We start from the raw sequence: 20,387 nt of genomic DNA on the forward strand, positions 1-20,387 counted from the left end.
CACCGCCTCGCCGCCAGGGCGAGGCGGTCAGCGGGGGTCAGGCCTCGCTGGCCGGCACCGGCCGGGCCGAGGCCACCTGGTCCAGCGCCGCCTTCAGGTTGGTCAGGCTGCGTTCGCGGTCATGCAGCTTCTCCAGGCCGAACAGGCCGATGCGGAAGGTCTGGAAGCCCTCGCCCTCGTCGCACATCAGCGGCACGCCGCCGGCGACCTGCACGCCCGCCGCGGCGAACTTGCCGACCAGCTTCGGGTCGTCGGTGTAGCAGACCACCACCCCCGGGGCCTCGAAGCCCGGCGCGGCCACGCTCCGGTAGCCGTACTCGGCCAGCAGCTCGCGCACCCCGTCGCCCAGCGCCTGCTGCTCCTCGCGGACCCGCTCCAGGCCATAGGCCTCGATCTCGGCCATCACGTCGCGCAGCCGCACCAGGCCATCGGTGGGCAGGGTGGCATGATAGGCGTGGCCGCCGCCCTCGTAGGCTTCCATGATCTGCAGCCACTTCTTCAGGTCGCAGGAGAAGCTGGAGCTGGTGGTCTCGTCGATGGTTTCCCGGGCCAGCCGCGACAGCATCACCATGCCGCAGCAGGGGGAGGCGCTCCAGCCCTTCTGGGGCGCGCTGACCAGCACGTCCACGCCGAGGTCCTGCATGTCGACCCAGATCGAGCCGGAGGCGATGCAGTCGAGCACCAGCAGCCCGCCCTCCTCATGGATGGCGTCGGCCACCTGGCGGATGTAGTCGTCGGGCAGCATGATCCCGGCGGAGGTCTCCACATGGGGCATGAAGACGATGTCGGGCTGCTGGTCGCGGATCGACTCGATCACCTCCTCGATATGCGCCGGCCTGAAGGGCGAGGTGGGGTTGCTCTCGTCGAGGCGGCGCGCCTTGAGCACGTTGATGTCGGCGGGGATCCTGCCCATCTCGAGGATCTGGCTCCAGCGGTAGCTGAACCAGCCGTTGCGGATCACCAGGCAGCGGCGCTCCTTGGCGAACTGCCGGGCCACTGCCTCCATGCCGAAGGTGCCGCTGCCCGGCACGATCACTGCGCTGTGCGCGTGGTAGACCTGCTTGAGGCCGGCGGAGAGGTCACGCATCACTTCCTGGAAGCGTGCCGACATGTGGTTCAGGGCGCGGTCGGTGTAGACCACCGAGTATTCGAGCAGCCCATCGGGATCGACATCGGGTAGCAAGCCGGGCATTTCAGTCTCCGTGATGTGGCCGCGCCCTCGGGGAGGGCGCAGGCGAAGGGGCGTTCATACCCAGAGCATATTCCCATTCGGGGGTTCGGGCCAGCCGCGGCGGGCCGGCGCCGGTCGTCGGCCTTGACCTGGATCATCCCCGCGGCCGGTGCGTCGGTGGCACCGTTTACGCAGCGTGGTGGAGCGACTTGACGCTGCGCAGCATCGTGCCTAGCTTGAAATTTGGACATTTTCTGCAAACGTCTTAATTTTGGCCGGGAGCCACGATGCCCGACAACAACAGCCGCACCCAGGCCCCGCTGATCCGCTTCGATGCCGTCCAGAAGACCTATGACGGCGAGACCCTGGTGGTCAAGGACCTCAACCTGGCCATCCACGAGGGGGAGTTCGTGACCCTGCTGGGCCCCTCCGGCTCCGGCAAGACGACCTGCCTGATGATGCTCGCCGGGTTCGAGAACCCCACCGGCGGCGACATCTACCTCGGCGACCAGCGCCTCAATACCGTGCCCCCCCACAAGCGCAACTTCGGCATGGTCTTCCAGAACTACGCCCTCTTCCCCCACATGACGGTGGAAGAGAACATCCGCTATCCGCTGAGGACCCGCCGGCTGCCCGCCGCCGAGGCCGACCGCAAGGTCGCCGGCATCCTCGACATGATCAAGCTCGGCGAGTTTGCCGGGCGGCGTCCCGCCCAGCTCTCCGGCGGCCAGCAGCAGCGGGTGGCGCTGGCCCGGGCCCTGGTGTTCGAACCCCGACTGATCCTGATGGACGAGCCCCTCGGCGCCCTGGACAAGCAACTGCGCGAGCACATGCAGCTGGAGATCAAGCAGCTCCACGAGCAGCTCGACCTCACCGTGGTGTTCGTCACCCACGACCAGAGCGAGGCGCTGACCATGTCGGATCGGGTGGCGGTGTTCAACGACGGGGTCATCCAGCAGATCGATACCCCCCAGGCCCTCTACGAGCACCCCGCCAACACCTTCGTGGCCCAGTTCATCGGCGAGAACAACACCCTGCCTGGGCGCATCGAGTCGGTGCAGGGCGAGCAGTGCCGGGTGCGCTTCGGCGACGACCACGTCACCGGAGCGCTGGTGGGGCCGGGGCTGGCCAGCGGCGACGCCACCCAGCTGTCGATCCGTCCGGAGCGGATCAAGCTCAACGGGGCGAGCCGCGACCTGGCCAATCGCCTGCCGGCCCGGGTCCGCGAGTTCATCTACCTGGGCGACCACCTGCGCATCCGCCTGGAGCTGGCCGGCAACGACCAGTTCGTGGCGCGGGTGCCGGTCGCCGAGTTCCAGAGCAGCATGCAGGCGGGCGACCTCGTCGAGGTCGGCTGGCGCGACGAGGATGTGCGCGCCCTGGACATGCCCGGCCCGCGATGACCGCCCGTCCGGGCACCCCGGCGGTGGCGGCCTCCGCCGTCCCCCCGAGCACCACGAGAACCACAACCACAATCACCATCGGGAGAGTCCCATGACCCATCAGCCTTCCCCCCTCACGCCCTGCCGGCTGGCCCGCGGTGTCGCCGTCGGCGGCCTGCTCGCCGCCGGCCTGGCGCTGTCGACCGGCGCCCAGGCGCTGACCGTCATCTCCTTCGGCGGCGCCTCGGGGGACGCCATGCAGAAGGCCTACTACGGCCCCTTCGCCGAGCAGACCGGCGTCGACCTGACGCCCGGGGACTACAACGGCGAGCTGTCGCGCATCCGTGCCATGGTCGAGACCGGCAACGTCAGCTGGGACCTGGTGGAGATGGAGTCCCCCGAGCTGGCGCGCGGCTGCTTCGAGGGGCTGTTCGAGCCCATCGACTGGGAACGCCTGGGGCTCGCCGACACCCTGATCGACTCGGCCGTGGACGAGTGCGGCGTGGGCACCTTCGTGTGGTCCACGGTGCTGGCCTATGACGCCGACGCCCTGGACGCGGCGCCCGGTTCCTGGGCCGACTTCTGGGACGTCGAGCAGTTTCCCGGCACTCGCGGACTGCGTCGCGGTGCCAAGTACACCCTGGAGTTCGCGCTGATGGCCGACGGCGTGCCAGCCGACGAGGTCTACGCGGTGCTGGCCACCGACGAGGGGGTCGACCGCGCCTTCGCCAAGCTCGACGAGATCAAGGAGCACATCCAGTGGTGGGAGGCCGGCGCCCAGCCGCCCCAGTGGCTGGTGGCCGGCGACGTGGTGATGACCTCCTCCTACAACGGTCGCATCGCCGCCGCCCAGGAGGAGGGCAACAACCTGGCGATCGTCTGGAACGAGAGCATCTACGACCTGGACTACTGGGCGATCGTCGCCGGCAGCGACTACGTCGACGAGGCCTACGACTTCATCGCCTTCGCCAGCCAGCCGGAGACCCAGGCGGTCTACTCCAGCGAGATCCCCTACGGCCCGGTGCACCCGGACGCCATCGCCCAGCTGGACGAGGAGCAGGCGCGGCGCATGCCTACCCACGAGGAGAACCTCGAGGGCGCGCTGGCCATCGACACCGGCTTCTGGGTCGACTTCGGCGAGGAGCTCGAGCAGCGCTTCAACGCCTGGGCGGCACGCTGATCCACCCCCGGCAGCGGCGCGAGCCGCTGCCCCCTCTTCCTGCGGCCGCGCCTGGCGCGGCCGGCACTGATCCGTCCGGGAGACGCCCATGACCCTATCCGCCGCGTCGACACCGCCGGCCAGGCCTGCCGGCAACCTGCGGGCCCAGCTCAGGCGGGCCGAGCGGATGCGCAAGCTCCGGGCGGTGGCTCTGGTCGCCCCCCTGGCGCTGTTCCTGGTGATCGTCTTCGTGGTGCCCATCGGCAGCATGCTGTGGCGCAGCGTCGACAACAGCGAGCTGGCCTCGGTGATGCCCCGGACCGCGGCGGCCCTGCAACAGTGGGACGGCGCCGGCCTGCCCGACGAGGACGCCATGGCGGCCTTTGCCGCGGAGCTGCGTGACTCCCGCCGCGGCGGCGGGCTCGGGCGCATCGGTCGACGCCTCAACTACGAGGACACCGGCTATCGCGGGCTGCTGATGCGTACCCTGCGCGGGCTGCCGGCGGCGGGGGAGAGCGTCGATGACTGGACGACGGCACTGACGGAGATCGATCCGGCCTGGGGCGAGACCGCCACCTGGCTCGGTATCCAGCGCGCCGCCCCGCCCGCCACCGACCGCTACATGCTCGCCTCCCTGGACCTGGAGCGCGGGGCGGATGGCGAGATCCAGCGCGTCGACGCCGGGGATCGCCTCTACCAGGCGGTCTTCCAGCGCACCATGGTGATCGCCGGCGGGGTGACCCTGATCTGCCTGGCGCTGGGCTTCCCGCTGGCCTACCTGCTGGCCACGCTGCCGGCGAAGACCAGCAACCTGCTGATGATCCTGGTGCTGCTGCCGTTCTGGACCTCGCTGCTGGTGCGCACCGCGGCCTGGATCATCCTGCTGCAGTCCAACGGCCTGGCCAACCAGTCGCTGATGGCGCTGGGGCTGATCGAGTCGCCGCTGCAGCTGGTGTTCAACCGCATCGGGGTGTTCTTCGCCATGGTGCATATCCTGCTGCCCTTCATGGTGCTGCCGCTCTACAGCGTGATGAAGGGCATCTCGCCCAGCTACCAGCGCGCCGCGGTGTCGCTCGGTGCGCACCCCTTCGCGGCCTTCTGGCAGGTCTATGTGCCCCAGACGGTCTCAGGGGTGGCGGCGGGGACCATCCTGGTGTTCATCATGGCGCTGGGCTACTACATCACCCCGGCGCTGGTGGGCGGCCCCGCCGACCAGATGGTCAGCTACTACGTGGCCTACTACACCAACACCACCAACAACTGGGGCATGGCCGCGGCGCTGGGCAGCATCCTGCTGGTGGTCACCCTGCTGCTCTACCTGGTCTACCACCGCCTGGTGAATCGCAGGCAGCTGATCCGGCGCTGAGCCCGGGAGGAGAACGACATGGCACTGCCCCCCTACGCCTCGCCGGTGGAGCGGCTCTGGTTCTGGACGTTCCGGCTGCTGTGCGGCCTGGTGCTGCTGTTCCTGATCACCCCGGTGCTGGTGATCATCCCGCTCTCGTTCAGCAGCGGCTCCTTCCTCACCTATCCGCTGCCGGGCGTCTCGCTGCGCTGGTATGCGGCGATCTTCGATACCTCCGGCCCCTGGCTGGCGGCGCTGAAGAACAGCCTGATCGTCGCGCCGCTGGCGACCCTGCTGGCGATGATCCTCGGCACCCTGGCCGCGGTGGGGCTCAACCGCGCCGACTTTCCCGGCAAGGGAATGATCCTGGCGCTGCTGATCTCGCCCATGGTGGTGCCGCTGGTGATCGTCGCCGTGGGCATGTACTTCTTCTTCGCCCAGGTGGGGCTGCTCAACTCCTACACCGGCCTGGTGCTGGCCCACACGGTGCTCGGCGTGCCCTTCGTGGTGATCACCGTGAACGCCACCCTGCAGGGCTTCGACTTCAACCAGGTGCGCGCCGGGGCCAGCCTGGGGGCGAGCCCGCTGCGGGTCTTCTTCACCGTGGTGCTGCCGCAGATCGTGCCGGGGGTGGTCTCCGGCGGGCTCTTCGCCTTCGCCACCTCCTTCGACGAGGTGGTGGTGGCGCTGTTCATCGCCAGCCCCACCGAGCGCACCCTGCCGATCCAGATGTTCTCCGGCATCCGCGAGAACATCAGCCCGGCCATCGCCGCCATGGCCACCATCCTGATCCTGCTCTCGACCCTGCTGCTGGTGACCATGGAGCTGCTGCGCCGGCGCAGCGAACGGCTCAAGGGCAGCGTGGAGTAAGACCCCGCTCAGCCGCGCTGGGCGGCCTGGATGGCGGTCAGGGCGATGGTGTAGACGATGTCGTCGACCAGTGCCCCGCGGGAGAGGTCGTTCACCGGCTTGTTGAGGCCCTGCAGCATGGGGCCGACGCTGACCACCCGGGCGCTGCGCTGCACCGCCTTGTAGGTGGTGTTGCCGGTGTTGAGGTCGGGGAAGACGAACACCGTGGCGCGCCCGGCCACCGGGGAGTCCGGGGCCTTCTGGCGGCCCACGCTCTCGATGGCGGCGGCGTCGTACTGCAGCGGTCCGTCGATCAAGAGGTCCGGGGCCTGCTCCCGGGCCAGGCGGGTGGCCTGGCGCACCTTCTCCACGTCGGCGCCACCGCCGGACTCGCCGGTGGAATAGCTGATCATCGCCACCCGCGGCTCGATGCCGAAGGCCTGGGCGGAGCGGGCGCTCTGGATGGCGATCTCGGCCAGGGCCTCGGCGTCCGGGTCGGGGTTCACCGCGCAGTCGCCGTAGACCACCACCTGCTCGGGCAGCAGCATGAAGAAGATCGACGACACCTGGCGGTAGCCCGGCGCGGTCTTGATCAGCTGGAAGGCCGGGCGCACGGTGTTGGCGGTGGTGTGGATGGCGCCGGAGACCAGGCCGTCCACCTCGTCGAGCTGCAGCATCATGGTGCCGAGCACCACGTTGTCATGGAGCTGCGCCTCGGCGGTCAGCGCGTTCACCTTGCCGGTGCGCCGCTCCACCATGGGAGCCACGTAGCGCTCGCGGATGTGGTCCGGGTCGATGATCTCGAGCCCCTCCGGCAGCGCGATGCCGCGCTGGCGGGCGACTTCCTCGATCTCCTCGCGCTTGCCGAGCAGCACGCAGCGGGCCAGGCCGCGGCGCTGACAGATGGCCGCGGCCTCCACGGTGCGCGGCTCGGCGCCCTCCGGCAGGATGATCCGCCTGTCGGCCTGCTGGGCCAGCTTGACCAGCTGGTGGCGAAAGGCCGAGGGCGACAGGCGCCGGGTATAGCCGCGGCTCAGGTGGTCCTTGAGCCACTGCAGGTCGATATGGGCGGCGACGAAGTTGGCCACGCGCTCGGCGCGCTCCAGATCGTCCATGGGGATGTCGTTGCCCATCTGGCCGAGGTTCTTGGCAGTGGTGAAGCTGTCGGTCTCCACGCTGATCACCGGCAGCCCGGTCTTCAGCGCCGGCCGGCACATCTCGATCATGTTCTCGCCGGGCAGGAAGCCGTTGGTCAGCAGCACGCCGGCCAGCGGCACGCCGTTCATGGTGGCCAGCGCCGAGGCCAGCACCACGTCGTCGCGATCCCCCGAGGCCACCACCAGGCTGCCGGGCTTGAAGATGTGCAGGGCATTGGACGCGCTGCGCGCGCAGAGACTGGTAGAGAGCACCCGGCGCTCGGGTTCGCCCTCGTTGAGCACGGTGGCGCCCAGGGCGCGGGCCACGTCCAGCACCCTGGGGGCCGAGAGTGCCGGGGCATAGGGCACCATGCCGATGACGTGGAAGCGGTCGGTGGCCAGCGCCGGCGAGTGGCGACGCAGTTCGGCGAGCAGCGGCTCGTCCAGCGTCGGGGCCGCCGTGCCCGCGGCGAGGCCGCTGTCATCGCCGCCCCCGGGCAGGTTGTGCAGGCGCATCAGGATGCAGCCCAGGGTGCGGGCCGAGCCGATGCCGCCGAAGGCGCGGGCGTGCATGTCGAGCTGCTCGGCCAGCGCCTGGGGTTCGGCCAGGTCGCCGCTGCCCACCAGGATGATGCGGGCATTGAGGGCGTGGGCCAGCTGGGCGTTGACCTGGGTGGCATAGCTGGCGTGGCGCGTCGGCACCAGCCCCTCCATCACCAGCAGTTCCGGCATGCCATCGCCGGCGGTGGACAGGGCGCGGTCCTGGAGCTCGACCACCTGCTCCATCAGCACGTCCAGGCGGTCCTCGCGCAGCAGGCGCTCCATCTCGGCCTGGGGGATCGGCGCGGGGGGGTGCAGCCCGAGGGTGCTGCTGACCAGGGCACAGGAGCGGTCCGGCCCCGGACCATTGAGCTCGTCCTGGCGCAGCGGCTTGAGGAAGCCGGCCTTGAGGCCGATGGTGTCCAGCGCCTGGATCAGGCCCAGGCAGGCGGAGGTGAGGCCGGCGCCCTCGCCGGTGGGGACCAGCAGCAGCACCTGGGGTTCGTGGCGGGGTTCGCGGGGTGTCATCGGGCGGTCTCTCCCAGCAGCTGGCGGGTCTCGTCGGCGATGCGGCCCTCCTCGTCGGTGGGGATCACCCACAGGGCGGGGCGGTCCGGGGCCCGGGTGTCGATGCGGCCCTCGCGGCCGCGCACGGTCTCGGCATTGGCGGGGCCGTCGAGGCCCAGGCCGAAGTGGGGGAGGTGGTCCACCACCCGCTCGCGCACCCGCGGCGAGTTCTCGCCGATGCCGCCGGTGAAGACGATGCCGTCGAGCCGGGGCAGGGCGCAGGAGAGGGCGGCCAGGGACTTGGCGATGCGGTAGCAGAACACCTCGATGGCCAGCCGGGCGCCGGCATGGCCCTCGTCGGCGGCGGCCTCCAGCTCGCGCATGTCGTTGGTCAGCCCGGAGAGGCCCAGCAGGCCGCTGCCGCGGTTGAGCACCTCGTCGATGCGCTCGAGGCTCCAGTCGAGCTGGCGCGCCAGGTGGGCGTGCAGCCCGGGGTCCACGTCGCCGCTGCGGGTGCCCATGACCAGCCCCTCCAGCGGGGTCAGGCCCATGCTGGTGTCGAGGCTCCTGCCCTCCCACACCGCCGCGGTGGAGCAGCCGTTGCCCAGGTGGGCGGTCAGCCAGCCGCCGCGGCGGCCCGCGAGGGCGTCGGCGCGGGCGCTCACGCAGGCGTGGCTGGTGCCGTGGAAGCCGTAGCGGCGGATGCCGTGCTCGCGGTAGAGCGCCTCGGGCAGGGCGTAGCGATAGGCGCGCGGGGGCAGGCTCTGGTGGAAGGCGGTGTCGAAGACGGCCACCTGGGGCAGCTCGGGGAACAGCTGGCGGGTCGCCGCCACGCCCTCCAGGTTGGCCGGGTTGTGCAGCGGGGCGAGGGCGGCGGTGGCCTCGATGGCCGCCACCACCTCATCGTCGATCCGCGCGGCCCGGGTGAAGCGCTCGCCGCCGTGGACGACCCGGTGCCCCACGGCGACGGGGCGGTGGCCCTCGAGGCTGTCGAGGATCGCCTCCAGGGCCTGGATGTGGCCGTCGCCGGCCAGCGCCCGCTGGAAGCGCTCGCCGCGGCTGTCGATGCCCGCCAGGCGCGCGTCGCTGCTGCCCAGGCGTTCGGCCAGGCCGGCCAGCCGGGGCTGGTCGGGGTCCGCCGACACCAGCGCATACTTGATGGAGGAGGAACCGCAGTTGATCACCAGCACCGGGTCGTTCATCGACACTCCTCGGTCGAGAGATTGGACTTTAGTCTACCATGAGGCGGGGCGAGTGGCGTCTCCCGGCCTTGATGCCGATCATGGTCGGGCGCCGTCTTCCCCGGCGACCTCCCATCCTGCACGGACGCTGTGACATGTCGACCCCTCGTGCCGCCTCGGCGGCCCCGATGCCCTATCCCCGCCCCCTTGCCCTGCTGCTGATGGGCGGCCTGGCGACGCTGTTCGCCGCCAACCACGTGGCGGCCCGGGTCGCCTTCGACGAGGGCACCGGGCTGCTGCTGGCGATCCTGGTGCGCTCCGGGGTGGCGCTGGCGATACTGGCCGTGCTGGTGGCGGTGCAGCGCAAGCGGCTGGCGCTGCCGCCGGGCACGCGGCCCTGGCAGCTCGCGGTGGGCCTGCTGGTGGCGGTGCAGAGCCTCTGCCTCTATTCGGCGGTGGCGCGGATCCCGGTGGTGGTGGCGCTGCTGCTGATGAACACCCTGCCGATCCAGCTGGCGCTGCTCACCTGGGCCCTGGGCGGACCCCGGCCGACGCTTCGCGCGGCGCTGATCATGGGGGTGATCCTGGTCGGCCTGGTGGTGGTGCTGGATGTGCCCGCCTGGCTGGCCGGCCCCGACGCCATGGGACCCGGCTGGCTCGCCGGGGTGGCCTTCGGCCTGGCCGCCGCCAGCGCCTTCTCCTGTGCGCTGTGGATCACCGAGCATCGGCTCGCCGAGGTGGGCAGCACCCTGCGCACCCTGCTGACCATGTTCACGGTGCTGGTGGCGATGCTGGTGGCCGGCGGCCTGGGGCTGGTGCCCGGCGGTATGGCGCTGCCGGCCTCCGCGCCCGGCTGGGTGGGGCTTGCCGCCCTGGGGCTCTGCTATGCGGTGGCCTTCTCGACGCTGTTCATCTGCGTGCCGCGCCTGGACATGGCGCGCAACGCCCCGGCCATGAACATGGAGCCGGTGGCCGCCCTGGTGCTGGGCTACCTGATCCTCGGCCAGGCGCTCACCCCGGTGCAGCTGGCGGGTGGCGGCATCGTGGTGGCGGGCATCCTGGTGCTGGGGTTCTCGCGGCGGGCCTGAGTCGCCGCCCTCCCGACTCACGGGCGATGCTGTCGCCTCTCCGCGACGCGGCGTAGCGCAGATTTGCACATTGTTCCCTTGATCTTTGGTGGGGTGGGGGCCACACTTCGGGATGTTAGGAAACGGTGTTCATTAATAAGGAGGACGCCATGAAACGTCTCACCCTCGCTGCGACGACCGCCGCCCTGTTCGCCGCCGGTGCGGTCACCACCGCCCAGGCCCAGCAGGCCTTCTACCCCCAGCCCTACATCGGCGGCGACGCCATGTTCTGGGAGGTCAATCCCGACAACGGTTCCAGCCGTGACAGCGTCGGCCTGCGCCTGAACGGCGGCATGCAGTTCAACGACTACTTCGCCGTCGAGGCGCACCTGGGTGGCGGCGGCTCCGACGGCGCCGTGGAGCTCGACTCCCTGATCGGTGCCTATGGCAAGGGCATCCTGCCCATCTCCCAGGAGTTCCGCCTCTACGGCCTGGCCGGCTTCACCGAGGTGGATTTCGACATCGACCGCGAGAGCGGCTTCTCCTACGGCGCGGGTGCCGAGTTCGACGTGGCCCCCAACCTGGCGCTGGGCGCCGACTACATGCGCTATCTGGACGAGTCGAACTACACCTTCGACGCCGCCAGCGTCGGCGTGCGCTACAGCTTCTGACCCGCGACCTCGACCCGCGGCTCACGGCACCCCGAGGCATTTCGCCTCGGGGTGCGCTTTTTTGGTGCCCTGAAAAGCACTGAAGTGGTGCGTGCGTAATCCCGAACAGTCTCGAGCATGACAGCGACATGCGATCCGCGCCTGTTACGCGACCGGGCCGGCATGGCACGCCTTGTGCAAGGACTTGAGTGACCCTCATGCCTCGGGAGCTGCCATGACCGTTTCACCGACCACGCCGGATGCCGGCTTCGATGCGGCCCTGACGCCGCGACTGCTGTTCACCGACCTGGATGGCTCGCTGCTCGACCACCACAGCTATGACTGGTCCCCCGCCCGGCCCTGGCTGGCCCGCCTCCGGCAGCTCGGGGTGCCGGTGATCCCGGTGACCAGCAAGACCCGCAGCGAGATCGTGCCGCTGCGCCAGGCCATGGGACTGACCGACACCCCCTTCATCGCCGAGAACGGCGCCGTGGTCGGCCTGCCGCCGGCCTGGTGCCATGCCCGCATCGACCGCCCGGGTCCCGACGGCCTGGCCATTCGCACCCTGGGGGTGGACATCGGCTTCGTGCGCAAGCGCCTGGCGGTGTGGCAGGCGCGGCTGGGCGTGCGCTTCACCACCATGAGCGAGATGGCCCTCGACGAGCTCGTCGCCTTCACCGGCCTGCCCGAGCCCGAGGCCCGCCTGGCGCGGATGCGCGAGGGCAGCGAGCCGCTGGTGTGGCAGGACGACGAGGCCGCCCTCGAGGCCTTCCGTGCGGGACTGGCCGGCGACGGCCTGCAGCTGGTGCGCGGCGGGCGCTTCTGGCACGTCACCGGCGAGTCCCATAAGGGCAGCGCGGTGGCGTGGCTGGTGGAGCGCTACCAGGCGCTGCGCGGCCGCCGCCCGCTGACCCTGGCGCTGGGCGACGGGCCCAACGACATCGCCATGCTCGAGGCGGTGGACCAGGCGGTGGTGATCCGCGGCTGCCACGGCCTGCCGGTGGAGCCGGCCCAGCCGGCGCTCTATCGCAGCGAGGCGACCGGCCCCGCCGGCTGGGCCGAGGGGGTGGCCTACTGGTGGGGGCGAGCCGACCGCCGGCTGAGTCCGGCGGGGGTCTCGGCCCGTGAGGCAGCCACCGAGGAGGCGAGCGCATGAGCGACTTCCACCAGAACGGCATCATCACCGACTTCCACAACCTGACCCGGCGCCCGGTGGACTCCCTGGAGGCGGACCTGGTGCGCTTCTCGCGTCGCCGCCCGATGAGCCTGATCCTGCCCTCGCTCTACTCCGAGCTGGAAGGGCCCGCCCTCGAGGCGATCGTCGAGGAGCTCCGCCGGGTGCCCTACCTCGCCGAGGTGGTGATCGGGCTGGACCGGGCCGACCGCGAGCAGTTCCTGCGTGCCCGGGAGTTCTTCGGCCGGCTGCCGCAGCACCATCGCATCCTCTGGAACGACGGCCCGCGGCTGCGCGCCCTGGACGAGGAGCTGGACGCCCAGGGGCTCTCGCCCCAGCAGCCGGGCAAGGGGCGCAACGTCTGGTTCTGCGCCGGCTTCGTCCAGGCCTCCGGGCGCGGCGCCGTGGTGGCGCTCCACGACTGCGACATCCTCACCTACGAGCGTGGCCTGCTGGCGCGGCTCTTCTATCCGGTGGCCCACCCCCACTTCAACTACGAGTTCTGCAAGGGCTACTACCCGCGCATCGCCGACGGGCGGCTCAACGGCCGAGTGTCCCGGCTGATGGTCACGCCGCTGCTGCGGGCGCTCAAGCGCATCCACGGGCCGCTGCCCTACCTGGAGTACCTGGACAGCTACCGCTACCCGCTCTCCGGGGAGTTCTCCATGCGCGCCGAGGTGCTCGACGGCATCCGCATACCCGCCGACTGGGGCCTGGAGGTCGGCGTGCTCTCCGAGGTGCATCGCAACTACTCCACCAAGCGGCTCTGCCAGGTGGACCTGGCCGACGCCTACGACCACAAGCACCAGCCGGTCTCGGAGGAGGACGCCTCCGCCGGGCTCAACCGCATGAGCCTGGACATCGCCAAGGCGCTCTACCGCAAGCTGGCCACCCAGGGGGTGACCTTCAGCGCCGAGGGCTTCCGCACCCTCAAGGCGACCTACTACCGGCTGGCCCTGGACCTGATCGAGGCCTACGACCACGACGCGGTGATGAACGGCCTCTCCCTGGATCGCCATGCCGAGGAGCGGGCCGTGGAACTGTTCGCCGCCAACCTGCTCGAGGCCGGCAGCGCCTTCCTCGACAATCCCGGCGAGCGGCCCTTCATCCCCAGCTGGAACCGGGTGCGCTCGGCGATTCCCGACCTGCCGGAACGCCTCCACGACGCCGTGGAGGCCGACAACCGCGGCGAGGTGTAGCAGGCCTGTCGCCGGAATAGCCTCGAGCGGATTCTGCTATCGCTCAGGGCTTCTGCACCAGCCACAGGCAGCGATAGGGCGCCAGGCTCTCCACCGGCGTCCAGGGGGCCTCCTCCAGCAGGTCGAACCACGCCCCCTGGCCGAGGGCCGGAAGCGTCAGCGGCTGGGGGGCGTCGGTAACGTTGTGGACCGCCAGCAGGCGGCGCCCGTCGGGCAGCGGGCCGCGCTCCAGCACCAGCAGCTCCGGCGGCGTCTCCAGCACCCGCTGGGGGGCGTCCGGGTGGAAGCAGGGCTCGCCACGTCGGACCGCCAGGCGCCGGGTCAGCGCCTCGAAGACCATCCTCGTCGGCGTGTCGGGGCTGTCCAGCAGCAGCTCCAGCTCATCGCGCTGCCAGCGGCGCCGGTTGATGGAACGCAGGCGTCCGCTGCGCTCCACCCCCTCAAGGTCGTTCAGGGTGCCGGTCAGCACGTGGAAGTAGAGCGCCGGGATACCGCGCAGGCCGAGCATCAGCTGCTGACCGCACAGGAAGCGCTGCATCTGCCAGGGGTCCGGGCCGCGACGGGTGCCCTTCATGGCGTCGAACCAGGTGATGTTGATCTCGTAGGGGCTGTCGCTGCCGTCGTCCCGGGTGCGCATGCTGACGAAGCCGCCGAAGCGGTGCATCAGCTCCAGCAGCGCATCGATCTCGTGCTGGGGCAGCCAGCCCTCCAGCGGGCGTACGCCGATGCCGTCGTGGCTGGCGGTGAAGTTGAGAAAGCTGCAGCCGGGGGGCAGGGTCGGCAGGCTGCGCAGCCAGGCCGCCAGCGTGCCCGCCTCGCCGCTGGTCAGGGTGTGCAGCAGCAGCGGCGGCAGCGGGAACTGATAGACCAGGTGTGCCTCGTCGGGGGGAGCGGGGAGACGTTCTAAACCCAGGTAGCTGAGGTTCTCCCGGTGGGGCACGTTGGTCTCGGTGAGCAGCAGGGTGCCCGGCGCCACGTGGTCCACCACCGCGCGCAGCAGCCGCACGACCTCGTGGGTCTGTGGCAGGTGGATGCAGGGGGTGCCGACGGCCTTCCACAGGTAGGCGATGGCGTCCAGTCGGATCACCCGGGCGCCCTGGTTGAGGTAGTAGAGCAGGATCCCGATGAACTCCAGCAGCACGTCGGGGTTGGCGAAGTTCAGGTCGATCTGGTCCTCGGAGAAGGTCGCCCAGAGGTGTCGGGGGCCGCGCCGGGTCGGCACCTTGACCAGCAGCGGCGAGCTGCGCGGCCGCACCACCGCCGAGAGGTCGGTCTCCGGGTCCATCTCGATGAAGTAGTCCCGCCCCGGCTGGCTGCCGGAGAGGTAGTCGACGAACCACAGCGACTCCCGGGAGACGTGGTTGAGCACCAGGTCCACCGCCAGGTCGCGCCGCCCGGCCAGGGCGCGAACATGGGACCAGTCGCCCAGGTCGGGGGAGACCTCTCGGTAGTGGATCACCGAGAAGCCGTCGTCGCTGCTCCAGGGGAAGAAGGGCAGCAGGTGCACGCCGCTGAAGGTTTCCGCCAGGCGCGCTTCCAGGAAGTCGTCCAGCACCTCCAGGGGCGCTCGCTCGCCCTCCAGCAGGCTGTCGCCATAGCTGATCAGCCACTGGTCGCGCTCGCTCCAGAGTGGCGCATCGCCTTCACCAGGGGAGGGCGGGGCCTGGTGGGCCAGCAGGGTCAGCAGCCGCCGCAGCACCTCGTCGGCGCGCGGGCCGTAGAGGAAGGCCAGGTGGCCGTGGGCGCGGCGGCTGAAGGCCTCGGCTTCCAGCGGGACGGCGACGGAGGGGGTGAAGGTCGGGCGGTCGGACATGGCCGGGTCTCCTCGTGACAACCCCTAACCCATGCAGGGCCCGTGCCAGCCTGACGGCATCCGCTGATGCAACACGCCGGCCCGGGGGCCGGCGTGAACGTTCAGGTATCCCTTGCGGGCGGAGATGCGCCGCGGCCTAGACCTCCTGGTAGAGCTGGCTGCCGGTGTCGCGGAACTTCTCCGCCTGCTCTTCCATGCCCTTCATCACCGCCTGCTGATCGCCGTCGAGGCCGTTGTCTCGGGCATAGTCGCGCACCTCCTGGCTGATCTTCATGGAGCAGAATTTGGGGCCGCACATGGAGCAGAAGTGGGCCACCTTGGCGGAGTCCTTGGGCAGGGTCTCGTCGTGGTACTCGCGGGCGGTGTCCGGGTCCAGGCCGAGGTTGAACTGGTCCTCCCAGCGGAACTCGAAGCGCGCCTTGGAAAGCGCATTGTCGCGGCGCTGGGCGGCCGGGTGGCCCTTGGCGAGGTCCGCGGCGTGGGCGGCGATCTTGTAGGTGATGATGCCGGTCTTGACGTCGTCCTTGTTGGGCAAGCCCAGGTGCTCCTTGGGGGTCACGTAGCAGAGCATGGCGCAGCCGAACCAGCCGATCATGGCAGCACCAATGCCGGAGGTGATGTGGTCGTAGCCCGGGGCGATGTCGGTGGTCAGCGGGCCGAGCGTATAGAAGGGCGCCTCGTGGCACGCCTCGAGCTGCTTGTCCATGTTCTCCTTGATCAGGTGCATCGGCACATGGCCCGGCCCCTCGATCATCACCTGGACATCGTGCTTCCAGGCGATATGGGTCAGCTCACCCAGGGTCTCCAGCTCGGCGAACTGGGCCTCGTCGTTGGCGTCGGCCACCGAGCCCGGGCGCAGGCCGTCACCCAGCGAGAAGGCCACGTCATAGCGCTTGCAGATCTCGCAGATCTCCTCGAAGTGGGTGTAGAGGAAGCTCTCCCGGTGATGGTAGAGGCACCACTTGGCCATGATGGAGCCGCCCCGGGAGACGATGCCGGTGACCCGCTTGGCGGTGAGCGGCACATAGCGCAGCAGCACCCCGGCGTGGATGGTGAAGTAGTCCACCCCCTGCTCGGCCTGCTCGATCAGGGTGTCGCGGAACACCTCCCAGGTGAGATCCTCGGCCACGCCCTTGACCTTCTCCAGCGCCTGGTAGATGGGCACGGTGCCGATGGGCACCGGGGCGTTGCGAATGATCCACTCGCGGGTCTCGTGGATGTTCTGCCCGGTGGAGAGATCCATGATGGTATCCGAGCCCCAGCGGATGCCCCAGGTCATCTTGTCGACTTCATCCTCGATGGAGGAGGTGACCGCCGAGTTGCCCAGATTGCCGTTGATCTTCACCAGGAAGTTGCGGCCGATGATCATCGGCTCGGATTCCGGGTGGTTGATGTTGCAGGGGATGATGGCCCGGCCGGCGGCCACTTCGGCGCGCACGAACTCCGGGGTGATCTCATCAACCAGCCGGGCGCCGAAGCCCTGGCCCGGGTGCTGGTGGCCCAGGATCCGCTCGACTTCCGCGGTGCCCAGGGCTTGTCGCCGCTGGTTCTCGCGGATGGCGATGAATTCCATCTCCGGGGTGATGATCCCCTGGCGGGCGTAGTGCAGCTGGGTGACGTTTTTCCCCTCCTTGGCGCGCCGGGGCGTGCGGGTCAGATCGAAGCGAAGCCTGGCAAGCGTCGGGTCGTTGGCGCGACGCCGGCCGTAGTCGGAGGTGGGGCCGTCGAGCAGCTCGGTGTCGCCCCGTGCCTCGATCCAGGCACGGCGTAGCTCGGGCAGGCCGCGGCGCAGGTCGATCTCGGCATTCGGATCGGTATAGGGGCCGGAGGTGTCGTAGACCAGCAGCGGCGGGTTCTCCTCATCCGGGCCCATGCCGGAGGTCCTGGTGGGCGAGAGCGAGATCTCGCGGAAGGGCACGCGGATATCCGGGCGCGAGCCCTCGATGTAGACCTTGCGCGAGCCGGGCAGCGGCTGGATGGCGGCCTCGTCGACCCGGGCGGTCTCGGCGAGGAAGTGGGCGGTCTTGCTCATGGCGAGAGTCCTTGGGGTGGCGGTTGTTGTCGGTGTTGTTGTCAGGGGGCAGGGCGGCGGCGCTAGAGGGCGCGATCCAGCCCCATCTGCCAGAAGTCGATCTCGAGTCGGGTGGCGTCGCGGAAGACCTGGGTGAGTTCGGCGAAGCGAGCCGGGGTGACGTCGGCCAGGCGGGCATCGAGCCAGGCTTCCTCGGCGCGGCGAGCGGCCTGGAACTCCTCGCTCTCGTACATGGCGATCCAGGCGTCATAGGGGTTGGCGTCGCCGCGCAACGTCCCGGCGCGGGCGTTGATCCAGTCGGCGATCTCGCCGTAGCCCACGAGGCAAGGGGCCAGGGCCACATGGAGGTCGAGCAGGTCGCCGCGGTTGCCGGTATCCAGCACGTAGCGGGTATAGGCCATGGTGGCGCGGGCCTCGGGCAGCTCGGCCAGCGTCGCCTCGCTGATGCCCCACTCCCGGCAGTAGCCCACGTGGAGCCCCAGCTCCAGGTCGACGATGGCCTTGAGGCCATCAAAGGCCTGGCGCAGGTCGGCGAGGGTGCGGCTCTTGTAGGCGGCCAGGGCATAGGCCCGGGCGAAGTGGATCAGGAACAGGTAGTCCTGCTTCAGGTAGTGGCGAAAGGCGCCCTCTTCGAGGGTGCCGTCGGCCAGGCCGCGCACGAAGTCGTGCTCGATATAGGCCCGCCAGTCGTCCTGGCAGGCGGCGGTGAGGTCGCTGAAGCGGTAGCCCATGATCTTCTCCGGAGACGAGTGATGATCCGGAGTGCGGGCGAGGGAGGGGGTGGGGCCTGGGAGTGAGCGCTACACAGGGGTAGTCGAGGGGCGGCCACCGCTTGATTCCTACGCCGGTACTAGCCGGATCAGGTTCAACGGGCCCCGCCGTGACGACAGTTCATTGCGAACAAGCCGTGTCGTATGGCGATCTCAGCCGGTTCCACCGGCACCCCGTCAAGCGAAGGCCCACTCTAGCAGGCCAGGAGGCATTTGCCAGCCCCGAGGCTGCACCGGCGGATAGTCCGGGTTGCCCAAACGAGAGGCGCCGGGGACAGGTCGAAGAGGGGGTCCTATGCCAGGGATGGCATCGGTAGCGCCCAGGGAGGGGTTCACAGCGCCCCATCGACGGTCCGGCGCTCCGGGACCTGTCGCCGGAACAGCCTCGAGTGTTGCGGGAGGCTCAAACGGCTTGCCATTCATCGGTGGCGGTAGAGCCAGCGCACGTCCACGGCGAAGGAGAGGGTGAGGCCCACCAGGGCGGTGGCGGCCAGCCAGGTGGCGAGCAGGTCGGACATGGCCGGCAGCAGGGCGAGCATCAGCGCGGCCACCTGCCACACGCACACCGCCTTGCGGCGCAGGCTCTCGGGCAGTTCGGCGGCGAGCCAGGGCCAGCGCCAGCTCGCCGCGACAAAGGCGTAGCGCATGGCGCCGATGGCCAGCACCCAGGGGCCGACGCGTTCCAGCTGCAGCAGCGCCAGGCAGAGTACCAGGGTGAAGAAGGCGTCGAGCTCCATGTCGAAGCGGGCCCCCACGGCGCTGGCGCTGGCGGTGCGCCGGGCCACCCAGCCGTCCACCCCGTCTAGGGCCAGGGCCACCAGCGCGAGGGTGAAGAGCCACTCCCCGCGGGCCGCCAGCAGGGCCGGGTCGGCCAGGGTGCCGGCCAGCAGGGCGACCAGCACGCCTCGCGCCAGGGTGACCCGGTTGGCCGGGCCCAGCCCCGTTCGTACCCGGGGCCCTCGCCGCAGGGCGTGCCACAGCAGGGCCGCCATGCCCAGGTAGCTGGCCAGGGCCAGCGCCGCCACCCAGGGAGCGGCGCCCGCGCCTGCCCGGCTCGCCAGCAGCCCCAGCAGCCCCAGCAGGACGACGCCTCCCAGGGTCAGCTCAAGGGCCAGGCGCCACGGCCGCATCGTCTTGGCGGACCCTGGTACAGGCGTGGGGGACGAGACTGGAGAGGGCATGCGGGCTCCCGGGGGTTGTTGATCGCCGTTGTCGGTCGCCATGGTGGCGAGGCATTGCCGCTATGCTGAGCCTCAGGGGCCCATGGTGATCACCGTAGCAGTCGGCCGCGATGGGGACCGCCGATATCGCTAAAGTTGTGCATAATGTGGTAAATGTACCATTCTTGTAAAAGTATTGCCGTTCCCTCTTGCTGGAGACCCCATGGCCGTCGACACCGCCACCGCCTTCTGGACCCTGGCCCCGGGCCACGGTGAACTGCGCGATGAGCCGCTGCCCGCCCCCGGCGAGGGGGAGGTAAGGGTCAAGGCGCGGTTCGGCGCCGTCAGCCGCGGCACCGAGGCGCTGGTGTTCCAGGGGCGGGTGCCCGAGAGCGAGTGGCAGCGCATGCGCGCCCCCTTCCAGGCCGGTGACTTCCCCTGGCCGGTGAAGTACGGCTACGTCAGCGTGGGCGTGGTCGAGGCCGGCCCCGACGAGCTGCTGGGCCGGGAGGTGTTCTGCCTCTACCCGCATCAGGATCGCTACGTGGTACCCGTCGCCATGGTCACGCCACTGCCGGCGGGCCTGCCCGCCGCCCGGGCGGTGCTCGCCGCCAACATGGAGACCGCGATCAACGGCTGCTGGGACGCCGAGCCGCGCGTCGGCGACCGCATCGCGGTGATCGGGGCCGGCGTGGTGGGCGCCCTGGTAGCCTGGCTCTGCGCGGCCATCCCGGGGACCCGGGTCTGCCTGGTGGATGTCTCGCCGGCGCGGGCGGAACTCGCCCTGGCGCTGGGCGTCGAGTTCCGCCTGGCCGACCGGGCGCCGGCCGACAACGACCTGGTGATCCACGCCAGCGGCAACCCCGAGGGGCTGCGCCAGGCCCTGACGCTGGCCGGCGACGAGGCGCGGGTGGTGGAGATGAGCTGGTACGGTGACCGCGAGGCGAGCCTGCCGCTGGGGGAGGCCTTCCACTCCCGGCGGCTGCGGCTGATCGGCAGCCAGGTGGGTCGCCTGCCCGCCGAGCGCATGCCGCGCTGGGATCATCGCCGTCGCCTGGCGCTGGCGCTGGACCTGCTGCGCGACCCTTGCCTCGATGCGCTGATCAGCGGCGAGAGCGACTTCCATGAGCTGCCCGTGCTGATGCCCCGGCTCGCCGCCGGCGCGGGGGAGGTGCTCTGCCACCGCCTGCGCTATGCCTCGCCCGACTGATTGACGCCCAAACGATTCGACGTCCCACCGACTGGAGCCCCG

At 70.3% G+C, this 20,387-nt stretch carries 16 protein-coding genes and 1 riboswitch; of the genes, 9 read left to right on the top strand and 7 right to left on the bottom strand.

Annotated features, from left to right (window positions below):
- Positions 1 to 37 precede the first annotated feature (37 nt).
- Positions 38 to 1,192, bottom strand: a complete 1,155-nt coding sequence (locus NFC98_RS04625) for an aminotransferase class V-fold PLP-dependent enzyme (RefSeq protein ID WP_254276969.1) — start codon at positions 1,190 to 1,192, stop codon at positions 38 to 40.
- A 266-nt stretch (positions 1,193 to 1,458) separates the two neighbouring features.
- Between NFC98_RS04625 and NFC98_RS04630 the strand changes: the two genes are divergently transcribed.
- The 4 genes from NFC98_RS04630 (at position 1,459) to NFC98_RS04645 (ending at position 5,927) form a co-directional block, all read left to right on the top strand.
- Positions 1,459 to 2,574 (top strand): ABC transporter ATP-binding protein, encoded by a 1,116-nt coding sequence (locus NFC98_RS04630; RefSeq protein ID WP_254276970.1) that lies wholly within the window; start codon positions 1,459 to 1,461, stop codon positions 2,572 to 2,574.
- A 91-nt stretch (positions 2,575 to 2,665) separates the two neighbouring features.
- On the top strand, positions 2,666 to 3,733 hold the full coding sequence (locus NFC98_RS04635) for an ABC transporter substrate-binding protein (protein ID WP_254276971.1): 1,068 nt from the start codon (positions 2,666 to 2,668) through the stop codon (positions 3,731 to 3,733).
- A gap of 88 nt (positions 3,734 to 3,821) precedes the next feature.
- The gene (locus tag NFC98_RS04640) at positions 3,822 to 5,078 is read left to right on the top strand and encodes an ABC transporter permease (protein WP_254276972.1); all 1,257 of its coding nucleotides are present in this window, start codon (positions 3,822 to 3,824) and stop codon (positions 5,076 to 5,078) included.
- Between the two features lie 18 nt (positions 5,079 to 5,096).
- On the top strand, positions 5,097 to 5,927 hold the full coding sequence (locus NFC98_RS04645) for an ABC transporter permease (RefSeq protein WP_254276973.1): 831 nt from the start codon (positions 5,097 to 5,099) through the stop codon (positions 5,925 to 5,927).
- 8 nt (positions 5,928 to 5,935) lie between these two features.
- Here the strand turns inward: NFC98_RS04645 and pta are convergent, their stop codons facing one another.
- Both pta and NFC98_RS04655 read right to left on the bottom strand, forming a co-directional pair.
- The gene (gene pta / locus NFC98_RS04650; RefSeq protein ID WP_254276974.1) at positions 5,936 to 8,110 is read right to left on the bottom strand and encodes a phosphate acetyltransferase; all 2,175 of its coding nucleotides are present in this window, start codon (positions 8,108 to 8,110) and stop codon (positions 5,936 to 5,938) included.
- Positions 8,107 to 9,291, bottom strand: a complete 1,185-nt coding sequence (locus NFC98_RS04655) for an acetate/propionate family kinase (RefSeq protein ID WP_254276975.1) — start codon at positions 9,289 to 9,291, stop codon at positions 8,107 to 8,109. Before NFC98_RS04655 ends, pta begins: the two co-directional genes overlap by 4 nt.
- Positions 9,292 to 9,425: 134 nt before the next feature.
- Here NFC98_RS04655 and NFC98_RS04660 point away from each other — a divergent pair, with 134 nt between their 5' ends.
- From NFC98_RS04660 to NFC98_RS04675, 4 genes are all read left to right on the top strand, one after another.
- Entirely contained in the window at positions 9,426 to 10,358 is a 933-nt protein-coding gene (locus NFC98_RS04660; RefSeq protein WP_254276976.1) for an EamA family transporter, read from the top strand.
- Between the two features lie 149 nt (positions 10,359 to 10,507).
- Positions 10,508 to 11,008 carry a porin family protein gene (locus NFC98_RS04665; protein WP_254276977.1) on the top strand — a complete coding sequence of 167 codons (501 nt, stop codon included), beginning with the start codon at positions 10,508 to 10,510 and terminating at the stop codon, positions 11,006 to 11,008.
- A gap of 214 nt (positions 11,009 to 11,222) precedes the next feature.
- Positions 11,223 to 12,143, top strand: a complete 921-nt coding sequence (locus tag NFC98_RS04670; protein ID WP_254276978.1) for a mannosyl-3-phosphoglycerate phosphatase — start codon at positions 11,223 to 11,225, stop codon at positions 12,141 to 12,143.
- A complete protein-coding gene (locus NFC98_RS04675) occupies positions 12,140 to 13,360 on the top strand; it encodes a glycosyl transferase (protein ID WP_254276979.1) in 1,221 nt (406 codons plus the stop codon). The genes NFC98_RS04670 and NFC98_RS04675 overlap by 4 nt, the downstream gene beginning before the upstream one ends.
- Positions 13,361 to 13,403: 43 nt before the next feature.
- On the opposite strand, the gene NFC98_RS04680 is transcribed toward NFC98_RS04675, so the two are convergent.
- The 4 genes from NFC98_RS04680 to NFC98_RS04695 all read right to left on the bottom strand — a co-directional run bounded on the left by NFC98_RS04680 (position 13,404) and on the right by NFC98_RS04695 (position 19,105).
- Positions 13,404 to 15,173: a sugar phosphorylase gene (locus tag NFC98_RS04680; RefSeq protein WP_254276980.1), complete on the bottom strand. Its 1,770-nt coding sequence runs from the start codon at positions 15,171 to 15,173 to the stop codon at positions 13,404 to 13,406.
- Between the two features lie 136 nt (positions 15,174 to 15,309).
- Positions 15,310 to 17,205, bottom strand: coding sequence for a phosphomethylpyrimidine synthase ThiC (gene thiC, locus NFC98_RS04685; RefSeq protein WP_254276981.1), 1,896 nt, complete (start codon positions 17,203 to 17,205; stop codon positions 15,310 to 15,312).
- Positions 17,206 to 17,267: 62 nt separating this feature from the next.
- Positions 17,268 to 17,936 (bottom strand): thiaminase II, encoded by a 669-nt coding sequence (gene tenA / locus NFC98_RS04690; protein WP_254276982.1) that lies wholly within the window; start codon positions 17,934 to 17,936, stop codon positions 17,268 to 17,270.
- 88 nt (positions 17,937 to 18,024) lie between these two features.
- Positions 18,025 to 18,162, bottom strand: a riboswitch (TPP riboswitch).
- A gap of 232 nt (positions 18,163 to 18,394) precedes the next feature.
- A complete protein-coding gene (locus tag NFC98_RS04695; RefSeq protein WP_254276983.1) occupies positions 18,395 to 19,105 on the bottom strand; it encodes a CDP-alcohol phosphatidyltransferase family protein in 711 nt (236 codons plus the stop codon).
- 253 nt (positions 19,106 to 19,358) lie between these two features.
- On the opposite strand from NFC98_RS04695, the gene NFC98_RS04700 reads away from it, so the two are divergent.
- On the top strand, positions 19,359 to 20,345 hold the full coding sequence (locus tag NFC98_RS04700) for a zinc-binding alcohol dehydrogenase (RefSeq protein WP_254276984.1): 987 nt from the start codon (positions 19,359 to 19,361) through the stop codon (positions 20,343 to 20,345).
- Positions 20,346 to 20,387 lie beyond the last annotated feature (42 nt).

The sequence above is a fragment of the Halomonas sp. 3H genome, assembly GCF_024206005.1.
GTDB classification, from domain to species: Bacteria; Pseudomonadota; Gammaproteobacteria; order Pseudomonadales; family Halomonadaceae; genus Halomonas; species Halomonas campaniensis.